This is a genomic window from Serratia sp. CY33802 (assembly GCF_052169095.1).
Classification (GTDB): Bacteria; Pseudomonadota; Gammaproteobacteria; order Enterobacterales; family Enterobacteriaceae; genus Serratia; species Serratia bockelmannii.
Map to the genome: position 1 here is coordinate 38,186 of NZ_JBJNLL010000003.1, position 15,484 is coordinate 53,669.

Below are 15,484 nucleotides of genomic sequence, written 5' to 3' on the forward strand. Positions count from 1 at the left end.
AGGAGAGAAGACATGTCATATGCGCTTACCGCGCGAGCAGCGTTGTTCACCCTCGCCGCCGCACTCCCCCTGACCACTCCGGCGCAGGCCGCCGCCAATACCCACTGCGCCGAAAGCAGCATGACGCTGCCGCCCGGCGCGCTTTATCCCAACGGCATCGCCCGCGCGACGGACGGCACGTTGTATGTCGGCCTGATCACCAGCGGCAACGTGCTGCGCAAGCGGCCGGGTAAAGCGTGGGAAACCTTTTTCCCTGGCGCTGACACGGTGTTCGCCTCAAACGCGCTGCGGCTGGACGAACGGCGCGGGTTGCTGTGGGGCAATTCGCCGGACTTCCTTTCCGGCGGCAAATCGCGGGCCAACCGCATCTATGCGCTGAACGTCGCGGATGGCACCCTCAACCGCAGCCTGGCACTGCCGACGGGGGAAATGGGCAACGATATCGTGCTCGGCGCAGACGGTACGGTGTACGTGACGGAAACCCGCGGCGGCGGCATCCTGCGCCTGCGGCCGGGCGAAGCGGCATTCAGTACGCTGTTTCAGGATGCGCGATTGGCGGCCCCCAGCGGGCTGGGCGCCGCCGGGATCGTGCTGCTCGACGATCGGCTGATGGCTGTCGCCAATTTCGGCACCGGTAAGCTTTATACCCTCAGCTATAACGATCCGCAGCCGCAGCTGACGGAAATGCAGCTGCCGCGCCTGATTGAAAACCCGGACGGAATGGGATTGGCGCCGGACGGCGCGCTGATCGTGCTGGAAAACGGGATCCAGAGCGGCCAAGGGCGGATCCTGCGGATCCCGTCACCCAAGGCGGCAGGGATGCACCAACTTGAGGTCTTGCGCGAAGGCATGGAGTCGCCGGTTAACCTGACTATCACCCCACAAGGCTGCGCCTTCGTCAGCGAGTCGCGCATCCGCCACCGTCTGCTGCCCGGCCATGAAACCGAAGTGCCCGACAGTTTCCGCCTCTATCAACTGCCCCTGCCTCTCACCGCCGCGCAATAAAGTCGCCCCCCCACTGCGGGCGGCGACTTGCGTTGTTGCCCGCAGGCGAACGACAATCTCGCTGCGTTACAAACCGGCCTTGCGCAGCGCTTCCCATTTTTACCTGTGACAGCCGATTGCCCGCTGGGCTAGTATAAGCGTCTGTGCAAACCTTGGGTTTGAGCGCGCCGTTTGGCGTTTTGATGATTTGATTTGCGCCGCCCGGCAAGCGCTAAAAGGGGCGGCGTCTGCTGAAACAATGTGATAGCGAATGACGACAATGAAAATCACAGTTCCCTTTACATTCAATGGATTGGAAAAATAATCGCATGAATAGCACCGATAAACTCGATTCGCACACGCCGATGATGCAGCAGTACCTGCGCCTCAAGGCCCAGCATCCTGAAATCCTGCTGTTCTACCGCATGGGCGACTTCTACGAGCTGTTTTACGACGACGCCAAGCGCGCTTCCCAACTGCTGGATATCTCGCTGACCAAACGCGGCGCCTCGGCGGGTGAACCGATCCCGATGGCCGGCGTGCCGCACCACGCGGTAGAGAACTACCTGGCCAAGCTGGTGCAGCTTGGCGAGTCCGTCGCCATCTGTGAGCAGATCGGCGATCCGGCCACCAGCAAAGGGCCGGTCGAGCGCAAAGTGGTGCGTATCGTCACCCCCGGCACCATCACCGACGAAGCGCTGCTGCAAGAACGCCAGGACAACCTGCTGGCGGCGATCTGGCAGGATGCGCGTGGCTTCGGTTATGCCACGCTGGACGTCAGCTCCGGCCGCTTCCGCGTCGCCGAGCCGCAGGATTTGGAAACCATGGCTGCCGAGCTGCAGCGCACCAATCCGGCCGAGCTGCTCTACCCGGAAACCTTCGAACAAATGGAGCTGATCGAACAACGCCACGGCCTGCGCCGCCGCCCGCTGTGGGAATTCGAACTGGAGACCGCACGCCAGCAGCTCAACCTGCAGTTCGGCACCCGCGACTTGACCGGTTTCGGCGTCGAGCAGGCGCATCAGGCGCTGCGCGCCGCCGGCTGCCTGCTGCAATACGTCAAAGATACCCAGCGTACTTCGCTGCCGCATATTCGCGGCATCACTATGGAGCGCCAGCAGGACGGCATCATCATGGACGCCGCGACCCGCCGCAACCTGGAGCTGACGCAGAGCCTGTCCGGCGGCAGCGACAACACGCTGGCGGCGATCCTCGATCGCACAGTCACGCCGATGGGCAGCCGCATGCTGAAACGCTGGCTGCACATGCCGACCCGAGACATCAAGGTGCTGACCGCCCGCCAGCAGGCGATCGGCGCATTGCAGGAACTGTTCGCCGATCTGCAGCCTTCGCTGCGTCAGGTGGGCGATCAGGAGCGAATTTTGGCGCGCCTGGCGCTGCGTACCGCGCGTCCGCGCGATCTGGCGCGCATGCGTCATGCTTTCCAGCAATTGCCGGACATCCGCGCGCTGCTGCAAGACGTGGACACCCCGCACGTGCAGCAGCTGCTGGCGCAGGTGGGCCAGTTTGACGAGCTGCGCGAGCTGCTGGAGCGCGCGGTGATTGAATCGCCGCCGGTATTGGTGCGCGACGGCGGCGTGATCGCCCCCGGTTACAACAGCGAGCTGGACGAGTGGCGCGCACTGGCCGATGGCGCCAGCGACTACCTCGACCGGCTGGAGATCCGCGAGCGTGAAAAGCTGGGGCTGGATACGCTCAAGGTCGGTTTTAACGGCGTACATGGCTACTACATTCAGGTGAGCCGCGGCCAAAGCCATCTGGTGCCGATCCACTATGTGCGCCGCCAGACGTTGAAAAACGCCGAGCGCTACATCATCCCGGAATTGAAAGAGTACGAAGACAAAGTGCTCACCTCCAAGGGCAAGGCGTTGGCGATCGAGAAAAGCCTGTACGACGAACTGTTCGATCTGCTGCTGCCGCACCTGGCGGAGCTGCAGCAGAGCGCCGCCGCACTGGCCGAGCTGGACGTGCTGGCCAACCTGGCCGAGCGCGCCGATACCCTGAACTACGGTTGCCCGACCATGAGTGAGCAGCCGGGGATCCGCATTACCGAAGGCCGCCACCCGGTGGTGGAGCAGGTGCTGAGCGAACCGTTTATCTCCAACCCGCTCACCCTGTCGCCGCAGCGCCGCATGCTGATCATTACCGGCCCGAACATGGGCGGTAAAAGCACCTATATGCGGCAAACGGCGCTGATCGTGCTGATGGCGCACATCGGCAGTTACGTGCCGGCCACCAAGGCCACCATCGGCCCGGTGGATCGCATCTTCACCCGCGTCGGCGCGGCGGACGATCTGGCTTCCGGCCGCTCCACCTTCATGGTGGAGATGACCGAAACCGCCAACATCCTGCACAACGCCACCGAACACAGCCTGGTGTTGATGGATGAAATCGGCCGCGGTACCTCCACCTACGACGGCCTGTCGCTGGCCTGGGCCTGCGCCGAGAACCTGGCTAACCGCATCAAGGCGATGACACTGTTCGCCACCCACTACTTCGAACTGACGACCCTACCGGAGAAAATGGAGGGCGTGGTCAACGTGCATCTGGACGCGCTCGAACATGGCGACACCATCGCTTTTATGCACAGCGTACAGGACGGGGCTGCCAGCAAAAGCTATGGCCTGGCGGTCGCCGCGCTTGCCGGCGTGCCGCGCGACGTCATCAAGCGCGCCCGTCAGAAGCTGCGCGAGCTGGAGTCTATCTCCAGCCACACCGCGTCGGGCAGCGTCGATGCCACCCAGATGACGCTGCTGCAGGAAGAGGCCTCGCCGGCGGTTGAAGCCCTGGAAGCGCTGGATCCGGATTCCCTGTCGCCGCGCCAGGCGCTGGAATGGATCTACCGGCTGAAAAATATGGTGTAGTCAGGCGCCAGACGCAGGCATAAAAAAACGGTGAGCATAATGCTCACCGTTTTTATTTGATGCGGTTCAACAACCGGCGTTATTCGCGGAACAGCGCCTCAATGCTCAGGCCCTGCATCTGCAGAATCTCACGCAGACGGCGCAGACCTTCAACCTGAATCTGACGGACGCGCTCGCGCGTCAGGCCAATCTCCCGGCCTACGTCTTCCAGCGTCGCCGCTTCATAGCCCAGCAGGCCGAAACGACGCGCCAACACTTCACGTTGTTTGGCGTTCAGTTCGAACAACCATTTGACGATGCTTTGTTTCATATCGTCATCTTGCGTGGTGTCTTCAGGCCCGTTGTCCTTCTCGTCGGCCAGAATGTCCAGCAGCGCTTTCTCCGAATCCCCGCCCAGCGGCGTATCCACCGAAGTGATGCGCTCATTCAGGCGCAGCATGCGGCTGACGTCATCCACCGGCTTGTCGAGTTGCTCGGCAATCTCTTCAGCGCTCGGTTCATGATCCAGTTTATGGGAAAGCTCACGCGCGGTGCGCAGATAGACATTCAGTTCTTTGACGATATGGATAGGCAAACGAATAGTACGGGTTTGGTTCATGATCGCCCGTTCAATCGTCTGACGGATCCACCAGGTTGCATAAGTGGAGAAGCGGAAACCGCGTTCCGGGTCGAATTTTTCCACTGCGCGAATCAAACCGAGGTTACCTTCTTCGATCAGATCCAGCAGCGCCAGACCACGGTTGCTGTAGCGGCGGGCGATTTTCACCACCAGCCGCAGGTTGCTTTCAATCATGCGACGGCGGGACGGCACGTCACCGCGCAGAGCACGCCGCGCAAAATAGACTTCTTCCTCTGCGGTCAGCAGAGGTGAATAACCGATCTCACCCAGATAGAGCTGCGTCGCATCCAATACGCGTTGCGTAACGCCTTGAGACAACAGCTCTTCTTCCGCTAAATCGTTCTCGCTGGTCTCTTCTTCTACCAGCGCTTTTTCATCAAACGACTCGGCCTCAGCTCCATTCTCGTCGAAATCCGCATCATCATGTAACTCGTTAACTTTCAGCGTATTTTGGCTCATATGCTGCTCCTACCCGTGATACCGCGAGCAGAATCTCAGCGTATTCTGCCCAATCTATCGCTGCGGAAGATAACGCAGCGGGTTTACGGATTTCCCCTTGTAACGAATTTCAAAATGCAAACGTACTGAACTGGTACCGGTGCTACCCATGGTGGCTATTTTTTGACCCGCCTTCACTTCTTGTTGTTCCCGGACCAGCATTGTGTCGTTATGAGCGTAGGCGCTCAGGTAATCATCATTATGTTTGATGATGATTAGATTACCGTAACCCCGTAAAGCGTTGCCTGCATACACTACGCGACCATCGGCGGTAGCAAAGATAGGCTGCCCACGAGAACCGGCGATATCGACACCTTTATTCCCACCTTCTGATGAGGAAAAGTTATCAATAACCTTACCGTCAGTCGGCCATCTCCAAGTACTGACCGGAGCGCTGTTGCTGACGGTGCTGCTCACGGGTGGAGCGGCTTCCGGCGCGGTAACAGGCGCAGTCGCGGTCCCAACCGCTGCGGCACCTGCTGCAGGTAACATCTTACCTACATTCTGTTTACCCGAGTTTTCAGAATACGCGTTAGTTGATTGAGAATCAACCGTTGCCGTCTGGATCTGGGCGCTGGAAGGTGGCTTCGGAACGCCGCCTTTGGTCGCGTCTGTCGTCGCCAACATGCCGCCGCCGCCGTTGGCAGAACCATTACCAAGCTGAATGGTTTGACCAACATTCAGGCTGTATGGCTCGGGAATATTGTTGCGCTGAGCCAGGTCGCGGAAATCATTGCCGGTGATCCAGGCGATGTAAAACAGCGTGTCGCCGCGCTTGACCGTATAAGTTTCGCCGCCGCTGTAGCTCCCTTTTGGGATGGCGTTATAACTACGATTATAGACAATGCGGCCCTCTGGGCTGGCCTGCTGCACTCCGCCATTATTATTGCCGGATGGAACGGCGCCGCCGCCCACACTGCTGATAGGGGCCGACGTCGAGGCCGTATTCGTACAACCCGCCAACCACAAACTTACCATCGTACACACCGCTACCCGGCGTAACGTAATCATTGGGCTTCCCGTGCTCATGCTTCCCCCATGACAGCAATATCAGTGATATATCCAAAATACCCTTTACATCGTAGCCGAGCTTTTGCCACTTCCCAGTTTCTGCGATGTAAAGGCGCCGCCGGCCGATCCCTGAACGCCAGGTCATCTCCCGCCGGAGCATCAAAACGCGCGCCAATGCTAACCACATTGGCGTCGCCGCACCATAAGACAACTACGTAGAAAGGCCAATTCTAGTGAAAATTAGCCTGATTGGAACGAGAAAACCTTATCCGCACGTGATGAAAGTGCAACAGATTTTGCAGACGGTCGAAAAATCAGACAATCGCTAGGCCAATTCGCCTTTCACCAACGGCACAAAGCGCACCGCTTCTACCGCATCGACCACGAAATCGTTGCCATGACGCTGAATGCGTTTGAGGGTTTGGGCCTGCTCGCCCACCGGCAACACCAAAATGCCGCCGTCGTCCAGCTGCTCCACCAGCGCCTGCGGGATCTCCGGCGGCGCGGCAGTGACGATGATCGCATCGAATGGGCCGCGCGACGCCCAGCCCTGCCAGCCGTCGCCGTGGCGAGTGGAAACATTATGAAGATCGAGCTGCTTCAGGCGGCGCTTGGCCTGCCACTGCAGCCCCTTGATGCGCTCGACAGAACAAACGTGTTGCACCAGATGCGCCAGGATGGCGGTTTGATAACCGGAACCGGTGCCGATCTCCAGCACTCTTGAGGTGGGCTTCAGATTCAGCAGCTCGGTCATCCGCGCCACCATATAAGGCTGAGAAATGGTCTGGCCAGAGCCGATCGGTAATGCAGTGTTTTCGTAGGCTTTGTGATCCAGCGCTTCGTCGACAAAACGCTCGCGCGGCACCGCCTCGATCGCTCTCAGCAGCTTTTCGTCCCGGATCCCTTGCTGACGCAGCTGCGTCAGCAATGTTTGCATACGCTTGTTCACCATTCCCCGCTAACCTCTGCCTTGGTTAACCATGTTGTCACGACTTCCTGCGCCGCGTAGGCGGTCAAATCCACCTGTAGCGGCGTGATCGCCACATAGCCTTGTTCCACCGCCGCAAAGTCGGTATCCGGCCCGACATCAAATTTATCACCAGGCGGCCCGATCCAGTAGAGATTTTGTCCACGCGGATCCTGCTGGCAGAAGACCTTATCGGCAGGATGACGGCTGCCACAGCGAGTGACGCGCATGCCTTTGATCTCCGCCAGCGGCAAATCCGGCACGTTGATATTCAGGATTTTTCCGGTGCGTAACGGTTCACGCTGCAGCGCACGCAGGATGCGGCAGGTAATGGCCGCTGCGGTTGCGTAGTGTTGGTGACCGTTCAGAGACACCGCCAGTGCGGGCAGCCCCAGGTGCCGGCCCTCCATCGCCGCCGCGACGGTGCCGGAATAGATGACGTCATCACCTAAATTCGGTCCGGCGTTAATGCCGGAGACGACGATATCCGGCGCCGGGCGCATCAATGCGTTGACGCCAAGATAAACGCAGTCGGTCGGCGTCCCCTGCAGCACCGCGATATCGCCGTTGGCCAGCGTCTGCGTGCGCAGCGGCGACTCCAGCGTCAAGGCGTTGGAAGAACCGCTGCGGTTACGATCCGGCGCCACGACCTGCACCTCGGCGAACTCCCGCAGCGCCGCCGCCAGCACCTGAATGCCCGGGGCGCTAACGCCGTCATCGTTACTCAGCAATATCCGCATCACTGTTATCCTGCTGCATGATTTCGCGAACTACGCTGGTGGCGAAGCTGCCTGCTGGCAGCCAGAAGCGCAGTTCCACGGTAACGTCATCCCACCAGTTCCACTGCAAATTTTGCGGCTGCAACAGCAGGGCCCGACGAGCGGGTTCGACACGCTCGCGCTTTAAAAGCGTAAGCAATTCCGGTTGTTCCGCCAAGCATTGTTGTTCAAAAGCCAAGGCTTTGCCGGCGGAGCCTGGCTCACCGTCGCCCGGCAACGCCGCGGTGACAACCAACTCGCCGGCATCCAGCCGTTGCTGCAACGTCTCCAGCTCATCGGCCTTGGCGACGAACCAGCTGCCGCGGCCGCTCAACTGCAGGGCGTCCCCCTCCAGCACGGTGCGCTGCAGGCCGTCGGCCAGGCGCCGGCCGACTATCAGATTGAACAGCGCGCTGCGGCTGGCGGAAAGGTAGAAGCTGCGTTTGCTGCGCTCTTTGACGCGGATTTCGTCGTTTGCCCAGCGACGCGCCATCACCAGATTGTTGCCGCCGCGGCCGAAGCGCTGGCTGCCGAAATAGTTTGGCACGCCCTGCGCGGCGATAGCCTGCAGACGGTTTTCCACGTCCTGACGATCGGAAATGTGGCGCAGCACCAGCGTAAAGTGGTTACCCTTCAGGTTGCCGATGCGCATTTTGCGCAGGTGGCGGGCGAACGAGAGCACCTCGCAGCCTTCCAGCGCAAACTGTGAGAAATCCGGCGTGTCCTTGCCCGGCATATGCAGGCAGAACCACTGTTCGGTCACCGCGTGGCGATCCTTCAAGCCGGCATAGCTGACGGAACGGGCGTGAATACCGGCGAAGCGCGCCAGATAGTCGGCCACGAACTGGGTATTGCAGCCGTTTTTACGGATGTTCACCAGCACGTGCTCGCCTTCGCCGTCCGGCGCAAAGCCCAGGTCTTCCACCACCACGAAATCTTCCGGATTGGCTTTCAACACCCCGGTGCTCTGCGGCCGGCCATGCAGCCAGGTCAGATTCGCCATATCCATGCGGTTATTCCTTAACCAGCAAAGCGACCGCTTCGCACGCGATGCCCTCGCCGCGCCCGGTGAAGCCGAGCTGCTCGGTGGTCGTGGCCTTCACGTTGACGTCATCCATATGGCACTGCAGATCTTCCGCCAGGAAGACGCGCATCTGCGGGATGTGCGGCGCCATTTTCGGCGCCTGAGCGATAATCGTGATATCGAGGTTACCGAGGCGGTATCCTTTGGCGCGGATACGTTTCCAGGCTTCGCGCAGCAGCTCGCGGCTGTCCGCGCCCTTGAAAGCCGGATCGGTATCGGGGAACAGCTTGCCGATATCACCCAGCGCCGCAGCGCCCAGCAGGGCGTCGGTCGCGGCGTGCAGCGCAACGTCACCGTCCGAGTGGGCCAGCAAACCTTTGTCGTAAGGGATGCGAACGCCACCGATCACCAACGGGCCTTCGCCGCCGAATTTATGTACGTCAAAACCGTGACCGATACGCATGATGCGCTCCTTAATTGTCTAACTGAGTCAAATAGAACGCCGCCAGCGCCAAATCCTCCGGCCGCGTTACTTTAATGTTGTCCGCCCGGCCGGCGATCAGCTGCGGATGATAACCGCAATGCTCCAGCGCCGAGGCTTCGTCGGTGACGTTAGCGCCTTCATCCAGCGCGCGCTGCAGGCACTGCTTGAGCAGCGGCAGCGGAAACAGCTGTGGCGTCAGCGCATGCCACAGATCCTGCCGTTCGACGGTGTGGGCGATGGTGTCGCGGCCGGGTTCGGCGCGTTTCATGGTGTCACGCACCGGCGCGGCAAGAATGCCGCCGACCTTGCTGTGTGCGGTGATCGCCAGCAGGCGCTCGAGATCGTCGGCGTGCAGGCAGGGGCGCGCAGCGTCATGCACCAGCACCCAGTCCGCATCGCCCGCGAGCTTCAGCCCGGCCATCACCGAATCAGCGCGCTGTTTGCCGCCCTCAGTGACGGTCACCCGCGGATCCTGGGCGATGGGCAGCCGTTCGAACTGGCGATCTTCCGGGCTAATCGCCACGATCACCCGTTCAATGCGCGGGTGGCGCAACAGGGCATGGATAGCGTGTTCGACGATGCTGTGCCGGCCGATGGTTAAATATTGCTTCGGGCATTCCGCCTGCATGCGGCTGCCGATACCGGCAGCGGGCAGGACGGCAATCACCGAGGGAAAGGTGCCTGCGGAGTGATTCATGCGTTATTTTTGTGCGTTATTTTGCGAGGAAGACGCCGCGTTGCGTCTGGATTGGTCAGGAACCAGACGATAGAAAGTCTCACCGGGCTTGATCATGCCCAGCTCATTACGCGCTCGCTCTTCGATCGCTTCCTGACCGCCGTTCAAATCATCGATTTCGGCAAATAGCTGATCGTTACGCGCTTTCAACTTGGCGTTACTGCCCTGTTGGACCGCAACGTCTTCATTGACTCGCACGTAATCGTGAATACCATTTTTGCCCAGCCACAGTGAATACTGTAACCAACCGAGCAATGCCAGCAATAGCAGCGTAAGTTTTCCCATCTCCGCCCCCTGAAAAACCGACCAATCATCCCACAACTTCTCGTTGGACTCCACACTGAGAGCGGCATTTCAACGCCAAATTCAGAATACGGATGAAGGATTCCCGACTTTATCGCCTAATTCCGCCGCGAAAGCGGTAAAAAAAGCCCCTTTTGCCCGGCATGCGCGACGCATTTTCCGATGAGACATACACTGCCCTCCCCCCATTATGCAGCAAGAACCACTGCATCGCCGCTTGCTGACCCATCGCTTACGCCAAAGCAACGTAAAAAGTGAATATTTAACACCATAGAAAGAATAATCCTCATGCAGTGGTTGCACTTTCATTCATTGAAGCTTATTTTTATGCATTCATAGTGCATAAATAATTCCAATATATAACCATTCATTATCGGGGATCACGATGTTAAAACGTTTAGTTCTGATCGGTGCCTGCCTGGCCGCCACCTTCTCCACCGCCGCGTTAGCGGCTGAAACGACCTACGTCGTCGGCTCCGGCGGCACCTATCGGCCGTTCGAGTTTGAAAACAGCCAAAAGCAGCTGGAAGGTTTCGACATCGACATCATCAAAGCGGTGGCCAAAGCCGAAGGCTTCCAAATCAAACTGATCAATACGCCGTGGGAGGGGATCTTCGCCACGTTGAATTCCGGCGATCGCGACATCATCATTTCCGGCATCACCATCACCGACAAGCGCAAGCAAATGGTTGATTTCTCGGCGCCTTACTTCCCGGCCGAACAGGCTATCGTGGTGCCGCAAGACTCGACGGTGGACTCCATCGCCGCGCTGAAGGCGCTGAAGGTCGGCGTGGTGAACTCCAGCACCGGCGACATCGTGGTGTCCGACGTGCTGGGTAAAAACAGCACCGCCATCAAGCGCTTCGACAATACCCCGCTGATGCTGCAGGAGCTGTATGAAGACGGCATCGGCGCGGCGGTCGGCGACGTCGGCGTGGCCAAGTTCTATATCAAAACCCACCCTGAGAAAGCCTTCAAGTTGGTGCCCGACGCCAAGTTTGAGCGCCAGTATTTCGGCATCGCCGTCGCCAAAGGCAACGATGAGCTGCGCAACAAAATCAACGACGGCCTGAAGAAAATCGTCGCCGACGGCACCTACGCCAAGATCTACCAAACCTGGTTCGACAGCAACGTACCGACGCTGCCGGCGGAATAATGCCCTGCCGCCGGCGCCCGCATGGGCGTCGGCGCGCCACCGTTTCAGCCTACCAAGAAGGAATACCCCTTGAACTTCCGCTGGGAGATCATCCAGGAATACGCGCCGCTGTTTATGGAAGGCGCCTGGATGACCATCAAATGCACCATTATCTGCGTGCTGCTGGGCACCACCTGGGGCTTGATCCTCGGGCTGGGCCGCTTGGCGCAGGCGCCGCACGGCATCTGGAAACCCATCCTGCATTACGGCGTTCAGTGGCCGGTACGCATCTACATCAGCGCCTTTCGCGGCACGCCGCTGTTCGTGCAGATCATGGTGGTGCACTTTGCATTGGTGCCGCTGTTCATCAATCCGCGCGACGGCCTGTTGGTCACCAGCGGCCTGATGAGCGTCGATTTCGCCCGTGCTCTGCGCGCCGACTACGGTGCCTTTCTTTCCTGCGTGGTGGCGATCACGCTCAACGCCGGCGCCTATGTGTCGGAGATCTTCCGCGCCGGGATCCAATCGATCGATCGCGGCCAGATGGAGGCTTCGCGTTCGCTGGGCATGAGCTACGGCAAGACCATGCGACAGGTTATCTTGCCGCAGGCCTTCCGCCGCATGCTGCCGCCGCTGGGCAACAACGCCATCGCGATCGTCAAGGATTCGTCGCTGGCCTCCGCCATCGGCCTGGCGGATCTGGCCTATGCCGCCCGTACCGTCTCCGGCGCCTACGCCACTTACTGGGAGCCCTATCTGACCATTTCGCTGGTCTATTGGGTCATCACCTTCCTGCTCTCGCTGCTGGTGCAACACATGGAAAAGAGGTTCGGTAAAAGTGATTCGCGTACATAACCTGCAAAAACAGTTCGGCGAGAGCCACGTGCTGCGCGGCATTTCCTGTCAGATCGCCGCCAATGAAGTGGTGTGCGTCATCGGCCCTTCCGGCTCAGGGAAGAGCACCTTCCTGCGCTGCATCAACGCGCTGGAAACGCTCTCCGGCGGCGAGATCGAGGTGAATGGCTTCGCCGTCCACGATCAGAAAACCGACCTGAACAAAATGCGTGAAAGCGTGGGCATGGTATTTCAGCGCTTCAACCTGTTCCCGCACATGACGGTGTTGGAAAACATCATCATGGCACCGGTAAGCGTGAAGAAACTGCCTCGCGCCGAAGCCATTACGCAAGCTGAACAGCTGCTGCGCAAGGTCGGCCTGCTCGACAAGATTGACGCCTACCCCAACAGCCTGTCCGGCGGCCAGCAGCAGCGGGTGGCGATCGCCCGCGCGCTGGCGATGGAGCCGAAGATCATGCTGTTCGACGAACCGACCTCCGCGCTCGATCCGGAGCTGGTGGGCGAAGTATTGGCAGTGATGAAATCGCTGGCCCACGAGGGCATGACCATGGTGGTGGTAACGCATGAGATGGGCTTTGCCCGCGAGGTGGCCGACCGGGTGCTGTTTATCGATCAGGGGATCATTCAGGAGGAAGGCGCACCGCAGCAGATCTTCAGCCATCCGACTAATCCGCGCACTCAGGCATTTCTAAGCAAAGTTTTGTAACCTTCGGCACCGCTTTGCAATCCTTCGGGCGCCGGCATCGGCGCCCGCTCCCTCACCACCCGGTCAGGAAGCTGAACACCAGCCAAAACAGGCACAGCACAATGGTGCCGGTCAACAGCAGCGTCAAGATCAGACGACCGCGCAGCAGCATGCTGAGGGTGATGCCGATCAACACCGACAGCGGCATCAGCGCCAGGAAGAATGGCCAAGTATAAAGCAGGAAAAACAGCGTGTTGGAACCGTAAACCAGAAACGGCAACGCGAACGCCAGCCAGTAGAAAACAAAGCCGCTGACGCCGCCCAGGAAAGAATAAGAAGGCTCCTCTCTCTCCTGTTTTGATTGCTTGGCGTCGATCAAGATAGGCGTGACATTTTGCATAGTGATCCCTGGTTATTCGGCTCGCTCTGCGGCGGCTTAGAGTAAAAAGCGCATGGCGAAAAACGCCACACGCTTTTTTTGAATTCAGGGTTTGATAATAGCCTGACCACGCAACACGTCTAACAATTGCGCAATCAAATTTGTTACCAATTGTTGGCCATCAAGGTGGATTTCCGGCTGCTGCGGCGCCTCGTAAACCGCGTCGATACCGGTGAAATTGCGCAGCTCGCCGGCGCGCGCTTTCTTATACAATCCCTTCGGATCGCGCGCCTCGCAGATCGCCAACGGCGTATCGACAAACACCTCGATAAAGCGATCGTCACCGAGCATCTCGCGCACCATCTGCCGTTCGGCGCGGTGCGGCGAAATGAACGCGGTCAGCACCACCAGCCCAGCGTCCACCATCAGCTTGGCCACTTCCCCCACCCGGCGAATGTTCTCGCGCCGATCCTCGTCGGAGAAGCCGAGATCGCGGCACAGGCCATGGCGCACGTTATCGCCGTCCAGCAGGTAGGTGCTGACGCCGAGCCCATGCAGCGCCTGCTCCAGCGCGCCGGCGACGGTGGATTTGCCCGAGCCGGACAGCCCGGTAAACCACAGCACCGCGCCGCGATGGCCGTTGCGCGCTTCGCGATCCGCGCGCGTCACCGCGTGCGGATGCCAAACCACGTTCTCGTCGTCCGGCCCGGTCGCCCTCAGTTCAACGGCCACCTTATCGGCCACCGAGCAGATCGCGCGCGCCCCAGTGCGGGAAGTGCTTGCGCACCAGGGCATTCAGCTCCAGCTCGAAGGCGCTGAATTCGCCGCGCGCCGCCGATGCGGCCTGCAGCGTTTCACGCACCAGACCGGCGCCAACCGTGACGTTGCTCATGCGATCGATAAAGATCAGCCCGCCGGTGTCGTGATTGCTCTGGTAGCTGTCCAGCACCAGCGGTTCGTCGAAGGTCAGTTCCACCAATCCGATGCCGTTGAGCGGCAACGTGTCGGCCGGATGCTGCGTCAGCGTATTGATCTCCACCTGATGACGGATGCTCTCCACGCGTGCGCGGGTCTTTTTACCGGCGATCTTGATGTCGTAGCTCTGGCCCGGCACCAACGGCTGCTCGGCCATCCATACTACGTCCACCAGCGCGCTCTGCGCCGCCTGCAGACTTTCGCCGGCGTCGACCAGCAGATCGCCCCGGCTGATGTCCACTTCATCCTTCAGCACCAGCGTAATCGCCTCGCCCGGCACCGCTTCTTGCAGATCGCCGTCGAAGGTCACGATGCGCGCCACGCTGGACTCCACACCGGAAGGCAGCACTTTGACCCGTTGCCCCACCCGCACCACGCCGGCAGACAGCGTGCCGGCATAGCCGCGAAAATCGAGGTTCGGGCGGTTGACGTACTGCACCGGGAAACGCAGCGGCTGGTTTTCTCGCTCGCTGATCACGTCAACGCTCTCCAGCACTTCCAGCAGCGTCGGGCCGCTGTACCACGGCATATGGGCGCTTTCGCTCGCCACGTTGTCGCCGTCCAGCGCCGACAGCGGCACGAATTTGATGTCCAGGTCGCCTGGCAGCTGCTGGGCGAAGGTCAGGTAATCCTGTTTGAACTGCTCGAACACCGCTTCCTGATAGTCCACCAGATCCATCTTGTTCACCGCGACCACCAGATGGCGAATGCCCAGCAGGGTCGCGATAAAGCTGTGGCGGCGAGTCTGATCCAGCACCCCTTTGCGCGCGTCGATCAACAGGATCGCCAGATCGCAGGTCGAGGCGCCGGTGGCCATGTTGCGGGTGTACTGCTCATGCCCCGGGGTATCGGCGATGATAAACTTGCGTTTTTCGGTCGAGAAATATCGATAGGCCACATCGATGGTGATGCCCTGCTCGCGCTCGGCCTGCAGGCCGTCCACCAGCAGCGCCAGGTCGAGCTTTTCGCCCTGAGTACCGATGCGTTTGCTGTCGCTGTGCAGAGTCGACAGCTGATCCTCGTAGATCTGGCGGGTATCGTGCAGCAGGCGGCCAATCAGGGTGCTTTTGCCGTCATCGACGCTGCCGCAGGTCAGAAAGCGCAGCAGGCTCTTGTGCTGCTGCGCGTGCAGGTAGGACTCGACGCCGCCCTGGTCAGCGATTTGTTGTGCAATTGCGTTGTTCAT

At 60.0% G+C, this 15,484-nt stretch carries 16 protein-coding genes; 5 read left to right on the plus strand and 11 right to left on the minus strand.

Annotated elements, in window-relative coordinates:
- Positions 1-12 precede the first annotated feature (12 nt).
- Entirely contained in the window at positions 13-1,005 is a 993-nt protein-coding gene (locus ACJ8HA_RS13535) for a Vgb family protein (protein ID WP_235614430.1), read from the plus strand.
- Positions 1,006-1,313: 308 nt separating this feature from the next.
- Positions 1,314-3,869 carry a DNA mismatch repair protein MutS gene (gene mutS / locus ACJ8HA_RS13540; protein ID WP_197812901.1) on the plus strand — a complete coding sequence of 852 codons (2,556 nt, stop codon included), beginning with the start codon at positions 1,314-1,316 and terminating at the stop codon, positions 3,867-3,869.
- A 79-nt stretch (positions 3,870-3,948) separates the two neighbouring features.
- On the opposite strand, the gene rpoS is transcribed toward mutS, so the two are convergent.
- From rpoS to ftsB, 8 genes are all read right to left on the minus strand, one after another.
- Positions 3,949-4,947: an RNA polymerase sigma factor RpoS gene (gene rpoS, locus ACJ8HA_RS13545; protein WP_004932578.1), complete on the minus strand. Its 999-nt coding sequence runs from the start codon at positions 4,945-4,947 to the stop codon at positions 3,949-3,951.
- Positions 4,948-5,001: 54 nt separating this feature from the next.
- Positions 5,002-5,997, minus strand: coding sequence for a murein hydrolase activator NlpD (gene nlpD, locus ACJ8HA_RS13550; protein WP_025301622.1), 996 nt, complete (start codon positions 5,995-5,997; stop codon positions 5,002-5,004).
- Positions 5,998-6,322: 325 nt separating this feature from the next.
- Positions 6,323-6,949 carry a protein-L-isoaspartate(D-aspartate) O-methyltransferase gene (locus ACJ8HA_RS13555; RefSeq protein WP_004932585.1) on the minus strand — a complete coding sequence of 209 codons (627 nt, stop codon included), beginning with the start codon at positions 6,947-6,949 and terminating at the stop codon, positions 6,323-6,325.
- Entirely contained in the window at positions 6,943-7,704 is a 762-nt protein-coding gene (gene surE / locus ACJ8HA_RS13560) for a 5'/3'-nucleotidase SurE (protein WP_043135825.1), read from the minus strand. Before surE ends, ACJ8HA_RS13555 begins: the two co-directional genes overlap by 7 nt.
- Positions 7,685-8,731 carry a tRNA pseudouridine(13) synthase TruD gene (gene truD / locus ACJ8HA_RS13565; protein WP_151428284.1) on the minus strand — a complete coding sequence of 349 codons (1,047 nt, stop codon included), beginning with the start codon at positions 8,729-8,731 and terminating at the stop codon, positions 7,685-7,687. Before truD ends, surE begins: the two co-directional genes overlap by 20 nt.
- 4 nt (positions 8,732-8,735) lie before the next feature.
- On the minus strand, positions 8,736-9,209 hold the full coding sequence (gene ispF, locus ACJ8HA_RS13570) for a 2-C-methyl-D-erythritol 2,4-cyclodiphosphate synthase (protein WP_151428285.1): 474 nt from the start codon (positions 9,207-9,209) through the stop codon (positions 8,736-8,738).
- Positions 9,210-9,219: 10 nt separating this feature from the next.
- The gene (gene ispD / locus ACJ8HA_RS13575) at positions 9,220-9,927 is read right to left on the minus strand and encodes a 2-C-methyl-D-erythritol 4-phosphate cytidylyltransferase (RefSeq protein WP_127146513.1); all 708 of its coding nucleotides are present in this window, start codon (positions 9,925-9,927) and stop codon (positions 9,220-9,222) included.
- A gap of 3 nt (positions 9,928-9,930) precedes the next feature.
- A complete protein-coding gene (gene ftsB / locus ACJ8HA_RS13580) occupies positions 9,931-10,251 on the minus strand; it encodes a cell division protein FtsB (protein ID WP_021505314.1) in 321 nt (106 codons plus the stop codon).
- 403 nt (positions 10,252-10,654) lie between these two features.
- Between ftsB and ACJ8HA_RS13585 the strand changes: the two genes are divergently transcribed.
- From ACJ8HA_RS13585 to ACJ8HA_RS13595, 3 genes are read left to right on the plus strand one after another with little or no spacing between them, the layout of a single operon-like run.
- Entirely contained in the window at positions 10,655-11,425 is a 771-nt protein-coding gene (locus ACJ8HA_RS13585; RefSeq protein WP_197812903.1) for a basic amino acid ABC transporter substrate-binding protein, read from the plus strand.
- Between the two features lie 21 nt (positions 11,426-11,446).
- Positions 11,447-12,259: an amino acid ABC transporter permease gene (locus ACJ8HA_RS13590; RefSeq protein ID WP_060434258.1), complete on the plus strand. Its 813-nt coding sequence runs from the start codon at positions 11,447-11,449 to the stop codon at positions 12,257-12,259.
- Complete coding sequence (locus tag ACJ8HA_RS13595) at positions 12,243-12,965, plus strand: amino acid ABC transporter ATP-binding protein (RefSeq protein WP_043135839.1); 723 nt, start codon at positions 12,243-12,245, stop codon at positions 12,963-12,965. The genes ACJ8HA_RS13590 and ACJ8HA_RS13595 overlap by 17 nt, the downstream gene beginning before the upstream one ends.
- A 52-nt stretch (positions 12,966-13,017) precedes the next feature.
- Here the strand turns inward: ACJ8HA_RS13595 and ACJ8HA_RS13600 are convergent, their stop codons facing one another.
- The 3 genes from ACJ8HA_RS13600 to cysN form a co-directional block, all read right to left on the minus strand.
- Entirely contained in the window at positions 13,018-13,344 is a 327-nt protein-coding gene (locus ACJ8HA_RS13600; protein WP_025301616.1) for a DUF3561 family protein, read from the minus strand.
- An 84-nt stretch (positions 13,345-13,428) separates the two neighbouring features.
- On the minus strand, positions 13,429-14,118 hold the full coding sequence (gene cysC, locus ACJ8HA_RS13605; RefSeq protein WP_197812904.1) for an adenylyl-sulfate kinase: 690 nt from the start codon (positions 14,116-14,118) through the stop codon (positions 13,429-13,431).
- Positions 14,057-15,484 carry a sulfate adenylyltransferase subunit CysN gene (gene cysN / locus ACJ8HA_RS13610; RefSeq protein WP_197812905.1) on the minus strand — a complete coding sequence of 476 codons (1,428 nt, stop codon included), beginning with the start codon at positions 15,482-15,484 and terminating at the stop codon, positions 14,057-14,059. The genes cysC and cysN overlap by 62 nt, the downstream gene beginning before the upstream one ends.

Excerpts from the sequence above, each read along its gene's own strand:
- mutS (WP_197812901.1), top strand. The coding sequence starts at position 1,314 with ATGAATAGCACCGATAAACTCGATTCGCACACGCCGATGATGCAGCAG.
- surE (WP_043135825.1), bottom strand. The coding sequence starts at position 7,704 with ATGCGGATATTGCTGAGTAACGATGACGGCGTTAGCGCCCCGGGCATT.
- ftsB (WP_021505314.1), bottom strand. The coding sequence starts at position 10,251 with ATGGGAAAACTTACGCTGCTATTGCTGGCATTGCTCGGTTGGTTACAG.
- ACJ8HA_RS13555 (WP_004932585.1), bottom strand. The coding sequence starts at position 6,949 with ATGGTGAACAAGCGTATGCAAACATTGCTGACGCAGCTGCGTCAGCAA.
- truD (WP_151428284.1), bottom strand. The coding sequence starts at position 8,731 with ATGGATATGGCGAATCTGACCTGGCTGCATGGCCGGCCGCAGAGCACC.
- cysC (WP_197812904.1), bottom strand. The coding sequence starts at position 14,118 with ATGCCCTGGTGCGCAAGCACTTCCCGCACTGGGGCGCGCGCGATCTGC.
- ACJ8HA_RS13585 (WP_197812903.1), top strand. The coding sequence starts at position 10,655 with ATGTTAAAACGTTTAGTTCTGATCGGTGCCTGCCTGGCCGCCACCTTC.
- rpoS (WP_004932578.1), bottom strand. The coding sequence starts at position 4,947 with ATGAGCCAAAATACGCTGAAAGTTAACGAGTTACATGATGATGCGGAT.
- ACJ8HA_RS13535 (WP_235614430.1), top strand. The coding sequence starts at position 13 with ATGTCATATGCGCTTACCGCGCGAGCAGCGTTGTTCACCCTCGCCGCC.
- nlpD (WP_025301622.1), bottom strand. The coding sequence starts at position 5,997 with ATGATTACGTTACGCCGGGTAGCGGTGTGTACGATGGTAAGTTTGTGG.
- ACJ8HA_RS13590 (WP_060434258.1), top strand. The coding sequence starts at position 11,447 with ATGGGCGTCGGCGCGCCACCGTTTCAGCCTACCAAGAAGGAATACCCC.
- ACJ8HA_RS13600 (WP_025301616.1), bottom strand. The coding sequence starts at position 13,344 with ATGCAAAATGTCACGCCTATCTTGATCGACGCCAAGCAATCAAAACAG.
- ispD (WP_127146513.1), bottom strand. The coding sequence starts at position 9,927 with ATGAATCACTCCGCAGGCACCTTTCCCTCGGTGATTGCCGTCCTGCCC.
- cysN (WP_197812905.1), bottom strand. The coding sequence starts at position 15,484 with ATGAACAACGCAATTGCACAACAAATCGCTGACCAGGGCGGCGTCGAG.
- ispF (WP_151428285.1), bottom strand. The coding sequence starts at position 9,209 with ATGCGTATCGGTCACGGTTTTGACGTACATAAATTCGGCGGCGAAGGC.